Raw genomic sequence first — 18,398 nt, 5'->3', positions numbered from 1 at the left:
GCGGCCCGGGTGTGCCCTCGCGCGCCGCCGGCAGGGTCCGCGCAGGGGCTCGTTCACGTTCCGCGCGCGTTTTCGTATGCGCTCCTCTGTGTCTTACGGCGTACTTCGGCGCGCTCTGTTGAGAGTTTCTGTTCGGATCCGTGCGATTCGAGGCCGAACTGGCCAGTGGAGGTGCCCAGTTCAGTCGGGGAGTTGCTGGTGATCAGGGGTGGCAGGGGGTGTCACAGAAGGGGAGAGCGGTACCGAACCACCCCCTGGATGACGTTTTCTGTTTGAAACAAGCTTGTTTTGAGCGTCTATTGACATCTACCGGGTAACCCCGCGACAGTTTTCAGTGCTTGCGATGTGGCTCACACCAGTCGGCCCTCACACCAGTCGGCCTGTTGCACCAGCCACCCCTCTTGCCCTCCAGTCACCCCACTCACAGGAGACGGATCGCCGATGCCTGAAATCCCCGCTGTCCCACGCCGTTTGGTCCTGGGTGGTGCCCTCGCCACGGGTGCCCTCGCGGCCGGGATGGGCTCCGCCCAGGCTGCGCCCGCGAAGGCAGGCACCGCCGCGACCGCCCTTGAGGCCGCCGCCGCGCCCAGGCGTGCGCGCGGCCAGAAGTCCATGATCAACGTGCCGTACGAGGGCGTGCAGACCGTCCGTGTCGGCGTCATCGGCCTCGGCAACCGCGGTCACGACATGACCGTCGGCTGGTCCGTCATACCCGGCTGTACGGTCACCGCGGTCTGCGACATCCGGCCGGAGCGCACCAAGCGCACCGCGGACAAGCTGGTCGCGGAGGGCAAGCCGCGGCCCCTGGAGTTCGGCGGCACGGCGGACTCGTACAAGGAACTCCTCAAGCGCGAGGACATCGACCTCGTCTACATCGCCACGCCCTGGGAGTTCCACTACGAGCAGGGCAAGGGCGCCCTGCTCGCGGGCAAGCACGCCGCCGTCGAACTGCCCATCGCCACCGGCCTGGACGAGCTGTGGGACCTGGTCGACACCAGTGAGCGCACCCGTAAGCACCTGATCCTCGCGGAGAACTGCTGCTACGGACGCAACGAGCTGGCCATGCTGAAGATGGCCCACGACGGCGCCTTCGGCGAGCTGACCAACGGCCACGGCGGCTACCTGCACGACCTGCGCGAGCTGCTGTTCTCCGACACGTACTACACGGACTCCTGGCGCCGTCTGTGGCACACCCGCAGCCGCGCGTCCTTCTACCCGATGCACGGGCTCGCGCCGATCGCGGCGGCCATGGACATCAACCGCGGCGACCGCTTCGCCACGCTCAGCGCCACCGCGACCGAGCCCAAGGGCCTGGCCGACTACCGCGAGCGCTTCGTGCCGAAGGGCCACCCGTCCTGGAAGGAGACCTACGTCGAGGGCGACCTCACCACCTGCCTGATCAAGACCGAGAACGGCAGGCTGATCCGCGCCGAGCACGACGTCAGCTCCCCGCGCCCGTACAGCAGGATCAACACCCTCGCGGGCAGCCGCGGCATCTTCGAGGACTACACCGGCACCGACGAGACCGGCGCCCGTATCTACTTCGAGCCGGACCACAGCGGCCACGAGTGGCGCGGCTTCGCCGCGTACCAGAAGGAGTACGACCACTGGCTGTGGGTGAAGAACGGTGAGGACGCCGAGAACGGCGGCCACGGCGGCATGGACTACATCATGCAGTGGCGCATCGTGCAGGCGATGCGCGCGGGCCTGGTCCCCGACTTCGACGTCTACGACTCCGCCGCCTGGTGCTCGGCCGTCCCGCTGAGCGTCAAGTCCCTTGAGGCGGGCGGCCGTTCGGTCGCGGTGCCGGACTTCACCCGCGGCTCCTGGGTCGGCAAGCGCCCCGGCCTGGACTCCAAGCCGTTGGACATGCCCCCGGTGCGCTGACCCGGTCAGCCCGGCGCACCCGCCCCTCCGGCCCCCTCCGGCCGGTTCCGGTGGCACCGCCGCCACCGTGAGGGAGGTCACGCGCCCCGATCCCCCCACGGGACCCGGCCCCGCCGTAAATCGGCGGGGCCGGACTGCCGGGCATGCTACGGTTTCCGCGTTGCAGTTTTGGTACCCATGAACTTTATGTGCGCCTGATGGGATTGCTCCGTCAGGCGCATTACTGTTTTCCGGGCTTTCCGGGTCTTTCGGATCCCACCGATGCACACCGGCGCTCCCCGGCCTTGTCCGGCGCGTCGGAGTCCATCGGCGGCGGATCCTTCGGAGAGTGGGGCTCAATGCGGCGACGAGGAATCCGCGAGGTGCGGATTTCCGGCACTGCCTCACACTCAGGGAGATTCACATGGCTAAGGGAACCGTGAAGTGGTTCAACGCGGAAAAGGGCTTCGGCTTCATCGAGCAGGAGGGTGGCGGCCCCGACGTCTTCGCCCACTACTCGAACATCGCCACCCAGGGCTTCCGTGAGCTCCGCGAGGGCCAGTCGGTGACCTTCGACGTCACGCAGGGTCAGAAGGGCCCGCAGGCGGAGAACATCGTCCCGGCCTAATCGCCGCGGCGCACTGCCCGACCGGGCCCGTACCTCTCGCAGTCTCACTGCGAAAGGTGCGGGCCCGGTCCCGTTTTTTGGGGTACGGGGGCGGTACGGGTGCGGTGGCTGCTCGGGTACTGCTCGGGGTCGGGTAGTGCTCGGGTGCTGCTCGGGGACTGCCCGGAGACCGCTGCCGGACGAGGGCCGGTCTCCGGTGGGCGTGCGGCGGTCGGCGGGCCGTGGCGCGGCCCGGTGATCAGAGCTTGTGCAGTCTCGTGTACGGGCTGAGGACGCGGACCTGACGGGAACCGAAATCGACGAGCAGCGCGACCCCCTCCTCGACCTGAAGCACGCGGCCCAGGCCGTACTGGTCGTGCGAGACGCGGTCGTCGAGCGCGAACTCCTTGACCGGGGGAGCGGCCGGAGCGTTGAAGGGGCTGGTGGGCAGATGGCGCCGAGGCGCTGGGGGCTTCGTCATCGTGCGCTCAGTATGTGCCCGCCGGGCTCCGGAGTTGTGGTCGGGGCGACGAGATCGTGCTCATACGAGGTCACCCGGGCCCCTGTCGGCCCACCGAGGAGGCGCGGCGGGCGGGCCGGCGGCGAGCGGGCTCGGTGGGCGGGCTCAGCGGGCGCTGGACGGCCTCCTCCCGCCCGTGGGCGAAAGGAGGCCGTCCGCCGCCGAGGGCGCGCGTCAGGCGGCCGCTCAGCACATCTTGTAGTCGACCTTGGTGGAGTTGTACGCACACGAGTCGGCCCAGCTGCTGCCCTTGTAGAGGGTGGCGGTGTCCTTGTCGTTGTTCCACACGTACCAGCCGCGGCCCTGGTACACATGCCCGGCGCTCGTACTGCCCTTGCCGGTGTGCACCTTCACGGTCTTGCCCGCGCCGATCCGGTACGACGGGAACGTGTACCAGTGCCCGGACTGGTCCTTGATCCGGTAGCCCCGCAGCTCGATCGCGGAACGGCTGGTGTTCTTCAGCTCGACGTACTCACCGTTGATCGAACTGTTGCCGCCCCGGTCGCTGCCCGGGCTGTCGTAGTGGACCTTGTGGACCTGGATCGCACTGGCGGCGTGCGCCTGGGACGGCACGAGAGCGATCGTCGCGGCGCACACGGCGGCTGCGGCAGGTAAAACGGCACGGATACGAGACATGGAGACTCCTCGGGTCGAGAGCCGGGCACCCCCCTTGGATCCCGGCAGACCGACAAGCTACCTCACATTCTTCACTCCGCCTTCACGAACCTCGTCAACTCCTCCTCATTTTCCGGTGGTTGAGCTGTGCGCCGGGCGCCCCCGCCGAAGTGTCCGGCTGGGAAGGCGTAGGTGAGCTGGGCAGCAAACCCCACTCGCCTCAGGGGAGTTGGCCGGTTTGCAAGCTGCACCGGCCGGAACGTGCGCGGGATATTGACAGGCATGCCGAACGACGAGGGAGAGGGCGGGTGGCGGCCTCCCGGCTGGAACGGGCCGAACTGGGAGCCCCCCAAGCACGATCCGCCCCAACGGCCGCCCCACAACGGAGGCGAAGGCCCCGACGGTCGCTCCCACTGGAGCGTGCCGGGCGTGGTGGCGGTGATCGTGGCCGTGGTCTGGTCGGTCCTCGCCTACCAGTGGACCGAGCAGAACGACTGCGGGCTGGTGGAGTCGTACGGCCTCGTGATCTCCCACGGCACTCCGGACTTCTGGGAGCGGTGCGGGGATTAGGGGTGCCCAAATAGGTGACACCGGGCCTCACACAGGCCAGTGGTTGTCCGGGCTGTCGAGCCAGGCGGTTTGCTCGTGTGGTGTGACGGTGAGCCCGAACCGATCGTGGGCGGGCTTGCCGTGGCTGTTCCACCATGCGCATGAGCTCTCGACCTCGGCCCACAGGCGGCGCGGTCCGGACTCCCAGACCTGGGTGGGCTGCTGTCCCTTGAAGAGGGCGCAGGCCCAGGAGCGGTCCGCGAGGCTGTACAGCCACACCGGCTGCCGTCCGTCCTCAGGCGTGGCCACGACGCGAACGCACTGCGGGACACGTAGGCCGAGGGCGAACTGAAGAGGGTCGAAGCGGTCGCCGAGGAACTCGTCCGCGGTCAGGCTGCTGGTTCTCTCCTCGCGCTCGGCGTCGGGGGTGACGTAGTCCTTGTGCTGGACGGGTGGCTGCCGCTGGTCGCGCAGCTTCATGAACTCGACCGGGCCGACGAAATGCCCTGTAGCGCTACGGCCGTTGGCTGCGGTCACGAGCTTGACCACTGCGTCACCGTTGCCCCAGTGCGTGCCCCAGGGGGTGACGATGACGCCCCCGGGTGCGCACTGCTCGATCCAGGCAGGTGGGATCGCGCGCACTGCGCACGTCGCGATGATCCGCGGGTAGGGGGCGCGCCGGGGGTATCCGAGGGCGCCGTCCGCGCACACCGCTCCCACTGCGTATCCGGCGCGGCGGAGTGCGCCCCGTGCCCTCTCGCTCAGGGCCGGGTCGACTTCCAGGGTGGTGATGTTGCCGGGGCCGAGGCGGTGGGCGAGCAGAGCAGCGCTCCAACCGGTGCCGGTACCGATCTCCAGGACGCGGTGCCCGGCCTGTACGTCGAGGGCGGACAGCATGCTGAAGACGACGCTGGGCATGGAGGCCGAGGACGTTGGGACGGTGCCGGGGTCGTGGCCGGTGTGCTCGCCGTCGTCCCACTGGGTGACGATCGGGACATCGGCGAGTGCGTAGTCCTGCCAGGTCTCGGGGTCTGTGGCGCGCGAGACGGTGACGCTGCTGCCCTTGTCCATGTCGAACGGCCAGATCGTCTCGGGCAGGAACAAGCTCCGGGGGACGGCGGCGTAAAACGGCGCCCAGTCGGGGGTGAGTATGCCTGCGCTCATGAGGGCACGCCCCAGCCCGGTGTGGGTGGGGCGTGCCTGGCTGTTGGAGGCCAAATCAGCGGTCCTTCTTGGGCGGGTTGGGGACGCCGGGGCCACCGTCCGGCGTCGGCGGCGTGGGCGGACCGGGCCAGGGCTCGCCGGGCAGCGGGTCGCTGCCTCCGCCGTGCTGGCGGGAGCCGAGGTGTGCCTGTGTCATGTCGTCGATCCTTCCTGGAATCTGCCTAGTTGGTGGGCGGGTTGGGGGCAGGGGCAGGGGCAGGGGCAGGGGCAGGGGCAGGGGCAGGGGCAGGGGCGGGTGTCGGGGTGGGCTGGGGTTCGGGCTTCTTGCCGCCTCCGTTGCTGCCGTATGCGAATGCGGTCACGGTGCGTTCCATGTGTCCTCTTCTTTGCGGCCCTGCTTGGGCACGGGGCGTGGATGGGCGGCTGCCCGGTCAGCGGCGGGCAGCCGCCCGGCCCCGCTCCGGCTGCAACCGGGGGGCGTGGTCGCCGGAGCGGGGGGATTGGGGCCCTGCCAGGTGTGAGGATTCGGTGCCCACCCCCAGAGCGGTTGTCCTGGCAGGGGCGGTAGTGGGTGGGCGGCTGCTCTCCACAGATCGCCGTCGAGCAGCCGCTCGGGCCCGCACACCATCCGCGCCACGGGGTAGGAGACGCGACCGAGCGTGCGGGGGCTGTGGGTTACTTCGGTTTGCGGCAGGGGCTCTTGTGACGAGTCACGGATACAGGCGCGGCCGAGACACGCTCGAACGTGACGGTCTCTTCCTCCCCGGGCTTGATGGGGCGATCGCAGCGCGCGCAGACTGGCATGGGCAGCTCCTGGTCAGATTCGGGCGGAGGGGCAGACGCGGCTCGCATGGCCGTGCTGAGGGCGTCGCGGAAGACGCGCATGAGCGGGTCACCTGTGGCGCACAGCGGAAACGTCCCGCAGTCCTGGCACTCATGCAGGTGGTCGAGGAGCCGTCGGTACTCGCTTTGAAGGCCGTCAGCGTCTGAGGGGCGGCGAGCGGTCTCGATGCTCATCTCTCGCCCCCGAACGTGCAGCCCGGACAGGCGCGTGGGAACCACATCGATCGCGCACCGGGCCCTGGGTAGGGCTGCTGTCCAAGATCTACCTTGAACGCCGCGCGCGTCAGGTCTGTGCCGCATCCGACGCACTCCGCTCCGCGCACCTGACCATCGGTCAGCGCGCGGGGGTCGGGCAGCGATACACCGTCACCCCTACATCCCGTGGTCTCCATGGAACAGACAGTAAGAACGCGGCTGTAGGTCCACCCGAACTATCAGCTCGGGTGAACCGCAGGCTCGGTCACACCAGCCCGATCCGCGAAGCGAGTTGCTCGGCCTGTCGCGCGTGCATCGCACGGGCACGCCGAATCACTGTGAGGATCAGTTGCCGCGCTAGCGGCGTACGCGCGAGATCCTCGGGGGCGACGGCCTCCAAGCCGAGCAGGGAGAGGAGAGCCGCAGCATCGTCACGGCGCAGACTGTGACAGTGGGCCACCTCCAGGCCGAACGTGAACTCCCTTTCGAGCGAGGGAAGTCCGCTCGTGTCGATGGCATCCGCCGTACGCAATGCTTCACCCGCTTCCCCGGCCTCCATCTCGATCGAGACAGCGTGCAGCGCGACGTTGGTAGGACCGAACACCGTCCACGCCACGTTGCTGCTGTCCGCCACCGCGCGGGCCGCAGGCGCCGCGTACTGCCGAAGCCGGTCGCGTGCCTCCCACCACCTGCGGCGCCGCGCCGCCGCCACAACTGCCACCAAATGCAGGGCGCCCGCCATCGCGGTCCGGTCTGCGTCGTCCATCTGCTGAGCCGCCAGTTGTTCGACAGCCATCAGAGCCATCTCCTCGGCCTCCGCAGCGTCGCCTGCGGCGAGGAGAACGTGACCAAGGTTCCACTGCGCCGCAGCGATCCGTAGCGGATCGTCGGCATCCTCGGCCGCCCGCATCGCCCGATCCGCAGCGAGAGTCGCGAGGTCGACCCGGCCCGTGCGGCGAAGGTACGAGCGAAGCAGGCAGTACAGGTCGGCGGCGGCCCTCAGCACGGCCCGACGGGCGGCGTCATCGGGCAGGGTCCGGGCCTTTCGGACGGCGTGCTCAGTGTCCGCGATGAGGTCCGGCAGCACCGTGGCGGCTTCCGTGAAGCGGGTGGGGCTGCTCTGCCAGCTACGCCACGCAGACTCAACCCGCTCTCGTAGTACGGCTGGCGGATCGGGCGCAGTGCTGCGGGGAGGGCCGTAGCCGAGCAGTGCGCGTGCTACCTCGGACTCGGTGGTGTCGGCGATGGGCTCGGCCATCGGCCTCTCCTCGGCAAGCAGTGCTGCGGTTGGTACTCCCAGCTCTTGCGCGAGGGCGTGGAGGATGGGCAAGGAAGGGACCTTGAGGCCTCGTTCGATCTGAGACAGGTAATCGGGGCTGATACCGACCAGCCCGGCCAGAACGTCCTGGCGCCGAGAGCCGCGGTAGTGCCTGACTCGGTCTCCCATGGGGAGATCGGGGGCGACCATGTCCTACCTCCGCCGTGAGTTTGTACTCAGCGTATGGTGCACGCTACGCACAGGGGGCAAGGCCGGTTGATCTGACGAGGGGAGCCGTTGTGTTGCGGCTGGTGCTGTGGGACATCGACCACACGCTCATGGCGACGCGGGGCCTCGGCCGGGAGCTATGGGCCGAGGCGTTCGAGGCAGTAACCGGTCTGCCGATGCGGGAGCAGGCAGCGGTCACGGGGTCGACGGAGCGGGTGATCCTGCGGGAGACGGCGTGGCTTCACGGCGTGGAGTACAGCCCTGAGCTGTTCGACCGGTTCGCCGCGGCGCTTGGGGATGTACACGTGCGGCGGGCGCCCGAGCTGCGGGAGCGTGGGCATGCGCTGCCGGGGGCAGCGGCAGTGCTCGCCGCCCTGGCTGACCTCGGGGTGCCGCAGAGCGTCGTGACTGGGAACGTCCGGAGTGCTGCGGAGGTCAAGCTCGATGTATTCGGTCTCGATGCGTACCTCGACCTCACGATCGGCGCATTCGCTGAGGACGGGGAAGGGCGGCCCGAGTTGCTGCGGACTGCGTTGGCCCGCGCCCGAGTTGGGGCCGAGGATGCCGTGTTCCTTGGGGATACTCCTGCGGACGTTACCGGGGGTCGAGGGGCAGGGATTCGAGTCGTCGCTGTGGCCACGGGCCGCACAACTGCGGATGAGCTGCGTGCCGCAGGCGCCCGAGTGGTACTGGAAGGGCTCACCGATACGGAGCGGGTAGTCGGTGCTGTTGTACGGCTTCAGACGTGACGAATGCCCCCACCGCCCGTAGGCGGTGGGGGCTGTGGCGTTGTCCACCGGGGGGAAGGTGGGACGAGATCCGGGCCCGGCTCTACTCAGTCAGGGATGTCGAGTCGCAGCGTCCGGGCCGTTCGCAGTACCTGAAGGGGCTGGAGGCCCTGGTTGGTGTCGATGAAGGCGAGGGTGGTGTCGTCGAAGTTTGTGTTCGGCGGCGGAGTCGTGCCGGGGTTGGCGATGAGACGAAGGGTGTTGCGAAGGGTGGGGTTGCCTGGTGTGTCTGGACCACCGGATGGGAACGCGGCGGCGAAGGAGGGGAGTGGTGTGCCGCCGGGGTAGACGTTCGGGCCGTTGGCGGTGAACAGTCCCAACCGGGGACCGGGGCCGCTGTTGATGCGTGCCATGAGCTTGGTGTTGAGACGGCGGGTCAGCTCGGTTCCGGAGGTCGCGAGCGCGGGATCGGTCAGGTAGACCTGGGCCTGGACGAGCGAGTCCAGAGCAGCAGCGGTCAGCTCTTCCTTGTTCCCTGGGCTCGGGTCCTGGTGCAGCGTCTCGTGGAACATGGTCGATCCAAGCTGCCGGAAGTCCTCGAAGCGGTAGCGCTGGTTGAAGAGGATGTTCGGCAGCGTCTCACCGGGCCCGGGCGGTCCGACCTGAGCAATGGATGCTGACGGCAGGTTGGCGAACTGGGCGCGGGTGAAGACGGTGCCGCTGCGTAGCGCCGCAATACCCGGCTCTCCGAAGGTGCACAGCAGAGAGGCGGCAGATGCCCGCAGCACCGGGTCGGGGACGGTGCGCCGCAGTCCGGGGTCGACGAGGAAGAGCCGGACGCCCTCGGCGGCGCGCGGCGGGCAGCGCTGCCCCAGTGTGGATGCGAGCCGCTGCGCGAGCTGGCGCTCGCTGGGAGCGGGTCCTGTGGCGGGAGTCATCGGGCCGGAGGCCGGATACACCGCTGGTGTGAACAGCGAGACATCCGTCGGCGGGAACGGTCGCTGAGCCAGGATCGGGTCGACGGGCTGCTGTGCGGTGGCGGCCGTGAGCAGGGATGTCAGTGCGACGGTCAGCACGCTGAGTGCGGTGGCGAGTCGGCGGGGGAAGGGCGAGAAGAGGCTCATGGGTTCACATAAGGCGGCCCACGGTGCCGCGCCGTTGCACCACACCGCTCTCGGTCCCCCGTGCAGCTCAGGGGCCTCCGCCGTCACAGCGATCGGATGGCGGCCAACTGATCGAGAACACGTGCCGGGCGCGACGGTGCTGTCCGTTCTCATGACCATCGACTCCGGCCGCAGCACGAGCCCTTCAGCATGCAGGCGCTGGATGTCGGCGCGGGTCTCGTCGGTGACCGGACGAGGCTTCTTTGCGGGCACAGGTCACCTCCGGGCGCGCAACGGCCCGGCCGAGGTGGGGGATGCTCGGCCGGGCCCGGAGTTGAAGGGGTCAGCAGGATTCGTCGGTCTTGACCGCGTTGAGTGTGACCGGCTGGCCGTCGAGCTTCGTTCCGGCGGCGGGCTCCTGGGAGCACACCTTCCAATTGGATTCCAAGGCAATGATCCGGTCCTGGCCGGAGGCGTCCTTGACGGTGATGGTGGTGCCGCTGTCGAGTGCCTGCCGCGCGGCCTTGACGCCCTTGTTCTTCAGGTCGGGCATGGTGTCGCCCGCTTTCGTTGGCTCGCCCTGGTCGCTTGCGGGACAGTCCTCGCCGACCTTCACGGCGCCAAAGTCGACTTTTGTGTCTGTGGAATGGCTGCCAGGTGTGGGGGTCTGGGAGCAGACCTTCCAGTTGCGGTCGAATGCCTGCGTGCGTGCGCGCCCGAGGGCGTCATGCGAGGTGAGGTTGTAGAAGCCCGCTTTCTGCGCTGCGTCCTGCGCGTTCTGGAGGCCCTTGCCAACCATGTTGGGCAGGTCGGCCTTCTTGGCGTCGTCCTTGCCCGTGCTGGTGTCAGTTGGGTTGCTCGTCGGTGGGCTCTCGTCGGTGCCGGAGTCTCCGCAGGCGGCCAAGCCCAGGATGCTGACGAGGCTGACAGCGACGGCGCCACCGATGGTATGAATGCGCATAGAACCGCCCAGGGGTGTGTGGTGAGGGCTCATCATGCGCCCTGTGTGTACTACGTGTTGATGGTGTGTCCACGCTGTGACACGCCGCCCTTGAGTGCCGCGGATGCTGGGCTGGCTGGGTGATGTGTTCCGCGCGGGGCGAGCGCCAGCAGCAACCCCTGTGAGCGGTCCATGGGTTGACCCCGCGCGGAAGTCTGTGGGTGGAATGCGAACAGCCCCCGACCTGTGGCGAATTCAAGGTGTCGTGGCAACACCGCTGGTCATGCGGCTGTTGTGTGGAGCTTAGCGAGGCGCTCGGCTGGGGTTTCCCAGCCGAGCGTTTTGCGTGGACGGCCGTTGAGTTCGGTGGCGACGGCGTCCAGGCGCTCACGGCTGTGCCGGGACAGGTCGGTGCCCTTCGGGAAGTACTGCCGCAGCAGCCCGTTCGTGTTCTCGTTCGATCCGCGCTGCCAGGGGCTGGAGGGCTCGCAGAAGTAGACCGGCATGCCCGTGGCCATGGAGAACTGGTGGTGCAGGCCCATCTCCGAGCCCTGGTCCCAGGTCAGCGACCGCCGCAGGTGGGCCGGGAGCGTGCTGACCGTGTCGATCAGCGCGTCGCGGACGGTGAGGGTGTCGCGGTTGCCGGGCAAGTGGACCAGCATCACGTAGCGGGTGGTCCGCTCGACCAGCGTGCCGATCGCGGAGCCGTTGTCCTTGCCGATGATCAAGTCTCCCTCCCAGTGGCCGGGAACGGCCCGGTCCTCGACCTCAGCCGGCCTGTCGCTGATCATCACCATCGGCGCCGGAAAGCGCGGAATCCGCTGGTCGGGACGGCGTTGAGGCTTGCGCAGGGTTCGGCCGGTGCGCAGTGCCTTCGTGAGCTCACGGCGCAGCTCGCCCCGGCCCTGGACGTAGAGCGCCTGGTAGATCGTCTCGTGCGACACGTGCATCTCCGGCTGGTCGGGGAAGTGCAGGCGCAGGCTCCGGCTGATCTGCTCGGGACTCCACTTCAGCCCCAGCCACGACTGGATGGTGTCACGCAGCAGCAGACACGCAGCGATCTTCCCGCCCTTGGGGCGGGGCCGCCTGGCCCGTGCCCGGGCGTGCGCGGCGTGTGGCCGGTACTGGCCGTTCACGGGGTGCCGATTGCGGCGGATCTCCCGGCTGATGGTCGAGGGGCTGCGGCCCAGCTCGGCCGCGATGGCACGGACAGTGGCCTTCTCCCGCAGCCGGTCGGCGATGTGTATCCGCTCGTCCTCACCGAGATACCGGGAGTCCCCGCGGACCTCGATCAGCCGCGTCTTCGCGGTCCTGACGGCACGGACCGCGACCGAGGGCGCATCTTTCGCCTTCGGCCGCGGTCTCTTCACCCGGCCCTTCGGCCGTCCGTACCGCCACTCCCTGCCAGTCCGATCGTGGACCCCCACGATCCGGCAGGCCTGCGCGTTGCCCATTCCTTGATCCACAAGGGAAAGGTAGAGCTCACGCTCTTTCAGGAGCTTCCTGGGCCCCTGCGGCCGACGGTCCTCCCTGACATCGAAGTCCACTGCAACTCCCTACGGACGGGTGTTGCAACGACCTCTTGAACTGAAGCTGTACGGCCGGGGGCTGCTGCGAGGTTCTGTTTCCGGGCACGCCGGAAGCGGCACCAGGATGGCGCACCGCCTTGCTGAATGCAACTACAAGAGATTCCGCCTTCGTTCAGGATGGCATCGGGTAAGACGCGGTTCGTATCAGGCGGTTACCCAGCCGGTGGCGGCGGCACCGCCGAGGGCTGCAACCGTCCAAGCTGCACCCTTGACCCAGCCCGGAGCGTCGCGCTCTGGGCGGCCGCCAGTCAGGAGGAGGAGCAGCGAATGCCCTGCCATACCAGCAACGGTCGCTCCGAAGAACGCCAGTTGCGCGATGTTGGGGAAGGTCAAATCCCAGGACTGCGCTTGCGCGGCGGCTGAAATTGCTGTGGCGGTCGCAGCGATCCCAAACATCCAGAAGCTGGCCCGGCTGGGGTGATCCTCTGCGTGCAGTGGCGGGGCTTGCTTGCGCGAGTGAGCAACAGCGCGCCTGTTCGCCCCGGCCCATGCCGCGAACATCAGCCCCACGTTCACAACTATGGCAATGACGGCAAGGAGTTCGCCTATTGGTGGCATCTTCACGTGACTCCTTTACGGTGTGCAAGCGATGGAAATAGAGGTGATGCCGATCAGAACCTTCGCAAATGCCCGCTGCTTGGAATCAAGACCCTTACCCTTGGCGAAGCGCCAAAGGATATTGACAGCCTTCTTGGTTCCATACTTCTTGATCAGTGCGATTGCGCGAGTCACCTTGACCGTAGCCCCTGCGGGAACCAGGGATAGCACCAGCGTGCCGATGGCCCCGCCGCACTTGGCGCCGAACTTGATCCACTTCCAGGTGTCGCCCCAGTCGAAGCCAGCAATGCTTGCTGCGCCACTCTTAGGGGACGCGCTCGTCGATTCCAATATGGGCTTTAGGGAATTCTGCGCGGACTCATTGTCCGGATAGAGAGCTTTCGCTACTTGTTCCGCCGTAGCGCTTTCGGGTACCTTCGCGAGGCGTCTTTCGATCTGATCGGCCGGTATCGGATGTTCGGCCGCCAGTTCCATAAACGTGAGAAGGTTGGATTCACTCACCGGCAGGCTAGATATTGCACTAGCTACTTTCTCGGCAGCCTTCTCTTCTTCTGCGGTTACTTCCAATGCCGCCGCGTCTTCCGCAGGAACTTCAAATTCCACTGCGTCGGCACTGACGCCTGGAGAGCCTTCGGCGCCCATACTTGATTGAGCTTCAGCGACACTGACCGAGAAGAGAGACATTGCGGTAACCGCCGCAATGGTGACGGAAACACGTCGAAGGCGACGAGATCTGTGCGAGTAGTTCAAGATGTTCCCCCAAGCGAAGAAGCCAGGTAGTTGTGCCCCCCTAGGTCAGTCGAGGGGCACCTTTGGTCTACACCTCTAGACCTTGACAGGGTGACGTTGGGGACCGCAATGTCCTTGAGGTGTATTTGAGGTGCAGGCACCCTAATTTGCGCTATCTGTTCAGATTTTGAGACGAGACGGTAGAGCGGCCCCGACTGGGCAGTCCCCTCTGGCCGCCGTGACCGCCGGTTCAGTCGAGCAGGCGGAGGGCGCTGTCGGGCGGCAGTGGGAGCAGGCTTCGATGCCTTTCACGAGCGCACGGTGGCGCTCGTTGGTCTACGTTGGCGCGCGTTGTCACTTCCTGGTCTTCTTTGGCGGGCCGGTACCAGCCGCCGCGCTCGGGGTCGTAGTCGACTCGGTTTCGCTCTTCCTGTTCGGGGGTGAGGCGGTCGCGCAGTTCGGCGATTCGGATGCTCTTGCGGAGTGCCGCGATGGGGCTCCTGTCTCGTGTGTGCGGGATAGAGATCCGGGGCGGCCGGTAGCTGGCAGGCGCGGGCCGCCCCGGGGTCTGTGGTCAGGCCGTGTCGGTCTCGCACGGGCACGGTTTCGTGTACGGGGTGCCGTCCGGGTAGGTCGGCCGGTGCGCCTCGGCCCACGCGCGCTGCGCGCAGACACGGGCGGTGTGGCAGGGGCAGTTCGGGCAGTCGTCCGGCGCCGGGCGCTCCGAGCGATGCCCGTCCGGGGCGTCCATCGACGGGTCTTCGGTCCAGCCGGTCACAGAGTTGAGTTCGAGTTCGTGGACTCCCTGCCGTGATGCCCGTAGAGAGCGAAGGCCGCTTCACATGGCTGGTCATCCACGGCCACCTGTCCGAGCAAGCCCGCACCGAGATGAGGGCACACCTCAACGCCATCGTCGTCGGCGAACTGTGGGTGCAGAACTGGGGCGGCGCCCCCAGCCGCCCCAGCACGGCTAAGCCGAGGACACCGGCCGCAGCCCAACACGCTGCACCGGCACCGCCATCGCGGCCTCGACCGCGGCAGTAATCTCCGCATCGAGGCCGCGCACCAGGTGCCCGTACCGGTCCACGGTCGTCTGGATCGACTCATGGCCCAACCGGGCCTGGATCGCAGGCAGCGGGATCCTCGCGGCGATCAGCCACGCCACGTGCGTATGCCGCAAGTCGTGAATCCTCGGGCGCTTCGGCAACCCCTTGGCAACTGCGGCCTGCGCGGCGGGTATCCACTTCCGGTTGTAGAAGTTGACGTGCCGCCACTCGCCGCCTATGGCCGCACGGAACACGAAGCCGTCCGGCCGTCGACCCGTCACCAGCCGCCGCAGCATGTCGACTTGGAGCGGGGACAGGGCGAGCGTCCGGCGCGCCTTGCGGGTCTTCGGTGGGCCGAGGAAGAAGCTCGGCGTCTGCCCCTTTGGTGAGCGCTTCCACGCCCGCTGAACGCTCACCGTGGGCACCTCTGCGGTCAGGTTCACGTCCGAGACTTTCAGCGCGGTGGCCTCGCCCCAGCGCATGCCCGTGCCCGCGAGCCAGTCGGCGAGGTCCCGGGCAGCCGGATCGGTGATCTCGGCGGCGATGCGGGTGTACTCGTCCCGTTCGAGGAACGTCATCTCCTCGTCAGTGTGATCGTCCTCGCGCGGGAGCCGGGTCTTCGTGCAGCAGTTCTGCGTACGGAGTTGAGGCGTGGACTCCACCGCGGCCTGCACGATGCAGTACAAGAGGCCGTGCCGGTTCCGAATCGACTTCGGGTCGGCCTTACGGCGCAGCCACGCGCCCTCCTTATCGGGGTTGTGCTCGCCCTTCTCCTCGACGCGCACCCAAGCGTTCACGTCCTCCTGTGTGAGGTTGCAGATCGTCGCGGGCACAGCAGTCTGCTGCGTCAACGCCTGGTGCTCCAGCAGGGAGAGGTGAAGGTCGACGTCACGGCGGTAGTCGTCGCGGGTGCGCTCATCGATGCCGGTGAGGTTCTCAACGTGCGGTGGGCCCACGCGGTGAGAGGCATGTCCCCGGGGACGGCGGGCTGCTCCATGAAGCCCTGTCCTCGGACCCACCCGGGTGGCCAGTGCTGATCGTGAGCGTCTACGAGTTTCTTGAAGGCTTCGGCGCTGTCTCGGTCGCCGAACTTCTCGGTTTGGCCCGGGTCTGTGCGCCCGCCGCCTTCTCGCCACTTCACCTGATAGGTGATGCCCCGCTCTTCGTGGGGCGTTCCACGATGCTCGCCATGCCCTGAATGTACGGGTGTTCAGAGGGTGCGTGTTCCCACGGTTTGAGGAACGACGAAGGCCCGGTCTGCTTTCGCAGACCGGGCCTTGATCATTCAGGGTGAGTGACGGGACTTGAACCCGCGACTTCCTGGACCACAACCAGGTGCTCTACCAGCTGAGCTACACCCACCACGACTGGCTTGGATCTCCCTGGGGAGTCCCCTACCGGCCGAGAAAAAGTGTACAGGGTCCGGGAGGGTGCTCGCGCCCGCCTTTTCTCCGGGTGCCTGCCGCGCTCTCCACGCCCTGCCTCTACTGCCTTGCCACCGCCGCGCGGAGCGCGCACCCGCGGCGCGAGCCCCGGCCGCAGGCCACCCCTGGACGTACGCCCCAGGGCGGCCCGCCGCCGGATCTACTTCGCCGCGTCCGCGGGCTTCTGCGGCTCCGCGGGAAGGACGTGCTTGGCCGCGATCGTGCGCGCGGTTTCCGAGTCCGGGCCGGGCTGCGGGACGAAGATCGCCTCGCGGTAGTAGCGCAGCTCCGCGATCGACTCGCGGATGTCGGCCAGCGCCCGGTGGTTCCCGTTCTTCTCCGGGCTGTTGAAGTAGGCCCGCGGGTACCAGCGCCGCGACAGCTCCTTGACGGAGGAGACGTCGACGATGCGGTAGTGCAGCCAGCCCTCCAGCTCGGGCATGTCCCGCAGCAGGAAGCCGCGGTCGGTGCCCACGGAGTTTCCGCACAGCGGGGCCTTGCCGGGCTCCTTCACGTGCTCGCGGATGTAGGCGAGGACCTGCTCCTGTGCGTCGGCGAGCGTGGTACCGCCCGCCAGTTCGTCGAGCAGGCCCGAGGCGGTGTGCATGGCGCGCACCACCTCGGGCATGGTCTCGAGTGCCGCGTCCGGCGGGCGGATCACGATGTCCACACCTTCGCCGAGTACGTTCAGCTCCGAATCGGTGACCAGTGCGGCCACCTCGATGAGCGCGTCGTTCGCCAGCGAGAGACCGGTCATCTCGCAGTCGATCCACACCATGCGATCGTTCATACGCTCACCCTACGGCGCACTCCGCTGGCCCGGCAGACTCGGGCGGCCCAGAGCGTGCGGGACGTACGACTCCGGGGGCCGCGCGTCCGTCGGCATCGAGGCGCTCGGACCCAGCGAGCTGGCCGCCGCCGTACGCCTGGACTGCAACGGCACCGGAGACTCCGGCAGCGCCACCGGTGCGACCGGCTCGGGCTGCCGCTCGCCCTGCGGCCTGCGGGCGCGGTAGGCGGCCCGGTAGGCGGCGGGGGAGGAGCCGAGCTGGCGGCGGAAGTGGCCGCGCAGGGCGACGGGGGAGCGGAAGCCGCAGCGGCCCGCCACCTCGTCGACCGAGTAGTCGGAGGTCTCCAGGAGCCGCTGTGCCTGGAGCACCCGCTGGGTGATCAGCCACTGCAGCGGCGCGCTTCCGGTCAGGGAGCGGAAGCGGCGGTCGAAGGTCCTGCGGCTCATGTACGCACGGGCGGCGAGCGTCTCCACGTCGAACTGCTCGTGCAGATGCTCCAGGGCCCACGCGACCACCTCGGCCAGCGGGTCCGCGCCGATCTCCTCCGGCAGCGACCGGTCGAGATAGCGCTCCTGGCCGCCGCTGCGGCGCGGCGGCACCACGAGCCTGCGGGCGAGCGCGCCCGCCGCCTCGTTGCCGTGGTCCGTGCGCACGATGTGCAGGCACAGATCGATGCCCGCGGCCGTGCCCGCGGAGGTGAGTACGTCGCCGTCGTCCACGAAGAGTTCGCGCGGATCGACGTGCACGGACGGATAGCGCTTGGCCAGCGTCGGCGCGTACATCCAGTGGGTGGTGGCCGGCCTGCCGTCGAGCAGTCCGGCGGCGGCGAGCACGAAGGCGCCGGTGCACAGACCGACGATGCGCGCTCCTTCCTCATGGGCCCGGCGCAGCGCTTCCAGCGCTTCCTCGGGTGGTGGCGCGGTGATGGAGCGCCAGGCGGGTACGACGACGGTCCCGGCGCGCGAGATCGCGTCGAGTCCGTACGGGGCGGTCAGTTCCAGACCGCCCGTCGTCCGCAGTGCTCCGTCCTCGCCCGCGCACACCAGCAAGCGGTAGCGCGGTACGCCCGCGTCTTGTCGGTCGATCCCGAACACCGAGAGCGGTATGGAACTCTCGAAGATGGGACCGCCGCTGAACAGCAGTACGGCGACTATTTCGCGGCGGCGCCTTCCGGACAGTTTCCTGCCCGTCGAATCGGGCGCAGCGGTGGAGTCGTGGCTCATGACGCTAAGCCCCCCTCGGTGGTCGCGGCTCCTCGGTTGCTTCGCTCCTGCACGTTTCCCCTCGGTCCTGCACGAGTCCCCCGCCGTATTACAGTCATGATCGAATCTACTGCGTCCCGTGGTGCAAGCGTGACCAGTTCAGCACCCGGAGCAATGTCGACATGGCTGCCTGGCGTGAAGCGATCGTTCGGGATGCGCCCCGATTGCGCGTCCACGGGCGTTGTATGTCCGGCTTAAATGGCGCGTCTTCGTGGTCCCTGAGCGCATCGTAAAGCGCTTGCGAAGGACAACCCGGCCGGTCGGACGGGGAACTTCGACCGACTCGTACAAGCCTCTTTCTTCTCAAGGAAGTTGGCCGAAAACTGCTGGGGCGCACATGCGGTGCACCGTACCGCCCGGCGCGATTCTTTCGGTAGGGGCCA

Annotated in this window: 19 protein-coding genes and 1 tRNA gene; 5 read left to right on the top strand and 15 right to left on the bottom strand. The window is 68.1% G+C overall.

What is annotated here, in order from left to right:
• Positions 1-441: 441 nt before the first annotated feature.
• Both HUT18_RS09915 and HUT18_RS09910 read left to right on the top strand, forming a co-directional pair.
• Positions 442-1,887 (top strand): Gfo/Idh/MocA family protein, encoded by a 1,446-nt coding sequence (locus HUT18_RS09915; RefSeq protein WP_176099669.1) that lies wholly within the window; start codon positions 442-444, stop codon positions 1,885-1,887.
• A gap of 403 nt (positions 1,888-2,290) precedes the next feature.
• Positions 2,291-2,494 carry a cold-shock protein gene (locus HUT18_RS09910; RefSeq protein ID WP_176099667.1) on the top strand — a complete coding sequence of 68 codons (204 nt, stop codon included), beginning with the start codon at positions 2,291-2,293 and terminating at the stop codon, positions 2,492-2,494.
• 238 nt (positions 2,495-2,732) lie between these two features.
• Here the strand turns inward: HUT18_RS09910 and HUT18_RS09905 are convergent, their stop codons facing one another.
• Entirely contained in the window at positions 2,733-2,954 is a 222-nt protein-coding gene (locus tag HUT18_RS09905) for a hypothetical protein (RefSeq protein WP_176099665.1), read from the bottom strand.
• Between the two features lie 225 nt (positions 2,955-3,179).
• Positions 3,180-3,566 carry a lamin tail domain-containing protein gene (locus HUT18_RS09900; RefSeq protein ID WP_368661514.1) on the bottom strand — a complete coding sequence of 129 codons (387 nt, stop codon included), beginning with the start codon at positions 3,564-3,566 and terminating at the stop codon, positions 3,180-3,182.
• 324 nt (positions 3,567-3,890) lie between these two features.
• Here HUT18_RS09900 and HUT18_RS09895 point away from each other — a divergent pair, with 324 nt between their 5' ends.
• Positions 3,891-4,178, top strand: coding sequence for a hypothetical protein (locus tag HUT18_RS09895; RefSeq protein ID WP_176096575.1), 288 nt, complete (start codon positions 3,891-3,893; stop codon positions 4,176-4,178).
• A 27-nt stretch (positions 4,179-4,205) separates the two neighbouring features.
• On the opposite strand, the gene HUT18_RS09890 is transcribed toward HUT18_RS09895, so the two are convergent.
• From HUT18_RS09890 to HUT18_RS09880, 3 genes are all read right to left on the bottom strand, one after another.
• Positions 4,206-5,321, bottom strand: a complete 1,116-nt coding sequence (locus HUT18_RS09890; RefSeq protein ID WP_176099662.1) for a methyltransferase domain-containing protein — start codon at positions 5,319-5,321, stop codon at positions 4,206-4,208.
• 55 nt (positions 5,322-5,376) lie between these two features.
• Positions 5,377-5,517: a hypothetical protein gene (locus HUT18_RS09885; protein WP_176099660.1), complete on the bottom strand. Its 141-nt coding sequence runs from the start codon at positions 5,515-5,517 to the stop codon at positions 5,377-5,379.
• 1,107 nt (positions 5,518-6,624) lie between these two features.
• Positions 6,625-7,806 carry a helix-turn-helix domain-containing protein gene (locus tag HUT18_RS09880; RefSeq protein ID WP_254878961.1) on the bottom strand — a complete coding sequence of 394 codons (1,182 nt, stop codon included), beginning with the start codon at positions 7,804-7,806 and terminating at the stop codon, positions 6,625-6,627.
• 110 nt (positions 7,807-7,916) lie between these two features.
• Between HUT18_RS09880 and HUT18_RS09875 the strand changes: the two genes are divergently transcribed.
• Positions 7,917-8,594 (top strand): HAD family hydrolase, encoded by a 678-nt coding sequence (locus HUT18_RS09875; protein WP_176099644.1) that lies wholly within the window; start codon positions 7,917-7,919, stop codon positions 8,592-8,594.
• A gap of 86 nt (positions 8,595-8,680) precedes the next feature.
• Here the strand turns inward: HUT18_RS09875 and HUT18_RS09870 are convergent, their stop codons facing one another.
• The 7 genes from HUT18_RS09870 to HUT18_RS09840 form a co-directional block, all read right to left on the bottom strand.
• A complete protein-coding gene (locus tag HUT18_RS09870; RefSeq protein WP_176099642.1) occupies positions 8,681-9,697 on the bottom strand; it encodes a hypothetical protein in 1,017 nt (338 codons plus the stop codon).
• Between the two features lie 322 nt (positions 9,698-10,019).
• The gene (locus HUT18_RS09865; protein WP_176099640.1) at positions 10,020-10,637 is read right to left on the bottom strand and encodes a PASTA domain-containing protein; all 618 of its coding nucleotides are present in this window, start codon (positions 10,635-10,637) and stop codon (positions 10,020-10,022) included.
• 260 nt (positions 10,638-10,897) lie between these two features.
• Positions 10,898-12,163, bottom strand: a complete 1,266-nt coding sequence (locus HUT18_RS09860) for an IS30 family transposase (protein ID WP_254878509.1) — start codon at positions 12,161-12,163, stop codon at positions 10,898-10,900.
• Positions 12,164-12,349: 186 nt separating this feature from the next.
• Positions 12,350-12,769 (bottom strand): hypothetical protein, encoded by a 420-nt coding sequence (locus HUT18_RS09855; RefSeq protein WP_176099639.1) that lies wholly within the window; start codon positions 12,767-12,769, stop codon positions 12,350-12,352.
• A gap of 9 nt (positions 12,770-12,778) precedes the next feature.
• Entirely contained in the window at positions 12,779-13,513 is a 735-nt protein-coding gene (locus tag HUT18_RS09850; protein WP_176099637.1) for a hypothetical protein, read from the bottom strand.
• Positions 13,514-14,066: 553 nt separating this feature from the next.
• Positions 14,067-14,270, bottom strand: a complete 204-nt coding sequence (locus tag HUT18_RS09845) for a hypothetical protein (protein WP_176099635.1) — start codon at positions 14,268-14,270, stop codon at positions 14,067-14,069.
• Positions 14,271-14,462: 192 nt separating this feature from the next.
• Positions 14,463-15,494 (bottom strand): site-specific integrase, encoded by a 1,032-nt coding sequence (locus HUT18_RS09840; RefSeq protein ID WP_254878508.1) that lies wholly within the window; start codon positions 15,492-15,494, stop codon positions 14,463-14,465.
• An 83-nt stretch (positions 15,495-15,577) separates the two neighbouring features.
• On the opposite strand from HUT18_RS09840, the gene HUT18_RS33625 reads away from it, so the two are divergent.
• Entirely contained in the window at positions 15,578-15,736 is a 159-nt protein-coding gene (locus HUT18_RS33625) for a hypothetical protein (protein WP_254878507.1), read from the top strand.
• 91 nt (positions 15,737-15,827) lie between these two features.
• Here the strand turns inward: HUT18_RS33625 and HUT18_RS09835 are convergent.
• The 3 genes from HUT18_RS09835 to HUT18_RS09825 form a co-directional block, all read right to left on the bottom strand.
• Positions 15,828-15,900 (bottom strand) — tRNA-His (locus HUT18_RS09835).
• A gap of 222 nt (positions 15,901-16,122) precedes the next feature.
• A complete protein-coding gene (orn, locus tag HUT18_RS09830) occupies positions 16,123-16,752 on the bottom strand; it encodes an oligoribonuclease (RefSeq protein WP_176099633.1) in 630 nt (209 codons plus the stop codon).
• Between the two features lie 9 nt (positions 16,753-16,761).
• Entirely contained in the window at positions 16,762-17,976 is a 1,215-nt protein-coding gene (locus HUT18_RS09825; RefSeq protein ID WP_176099632.1) for a helix-turn-helix domain-containing protein, read from the bottom strand.
• Positions 17,977-18,398: the final 422 nt, after the last annotated feature.

This window comes from Streptomyces sp. NA04227 (genome assembly GCF_013364195.1).
Lineage (GTDB): Bacteria > Actinomycetota > Actinomycetes > Streptomycetales > Streptomycetaceae > Streptomyces.
This window is presented reverse-complemented; position numbering and strand designations above follow the sequence as displayed.

Coding starts and splice junctions, on each gene's coding strand:
- orn (WP_176099633.1), bottom strand. CDS start 16,752: ATGAACGATCGCATGGTGTGGATCGACTGCGAGATGACCGGTCTCTCG.
- HUT18_RS09915 (WP_176099669.1), top strand. CDS start 442: ATGCCTGAAATCCCCGCTGTCCCACGCCGTTTGGTCCTGGGTGGTGCC.
- HUT18_RS09895 (WP_176096575.1), top strand. CDS start 3,891: ATGCCGAACGACGAGGGAGAGGGCGGGTGGCGGCCTCCCGGCTGGAAC.
- HUT18_RS09890 (WP_176099662.1), bottom strand. CDS start 5,321: ATGAGCGCAGGCATACTCACCCCCGACTGGGCGCCGTTTTACGCCGCC.
- HUT18_RS09825 (WP_176099632.1), bottom strand. CDS start 17,976: ATGAGCCACGACTCCACCGCTGCGCCCGATTCGACGGGCAGGAAACTG.
- HUT18_RS09880 (WP_254878961.1), bottom strand. CDS start 7,806: ATGGGAGACCGAGTCAGGCACTACCGCGGCTCTCGGCGCCAGGACGTT.
- HUT18_RS09870 (WP_176099642.1), bottom strand. CDS start 9,697: ATGAGCCTCTTCTCGCCCTTCCCCCGCCGACTCGCCACCGCACTCAGC.
- HUT18_RS09885 (WP_176099660.1), bottom strand. CDS start 5,517: ATGACACAGGCACACCTCGGCTCCCGCCAGCACGGCGGAGGCAGCGAC.
- HUT18_RS09865 (WP_176099640.1), bottom strand. CDS start 10,637: ATGCGCATTCATACCATCGGTGGCGCCGTCGCTGTCAGCCTCGTCAGC.
- HUT18_RS09905 (WP_176099665.1), bottom strand. CDS start 2,954: ATGACGAAGCCCCCAGCGCCTCGGCGCCATCTGCCCACCAGCCCCTTC.
- HUT18_RS09910 (WP_176099667.1), top strand. CDS start 2,291: ATGGCTAAGGGAACCGTGAAGTGGTTCAACGCGGAAAAGGGCTTCGGC.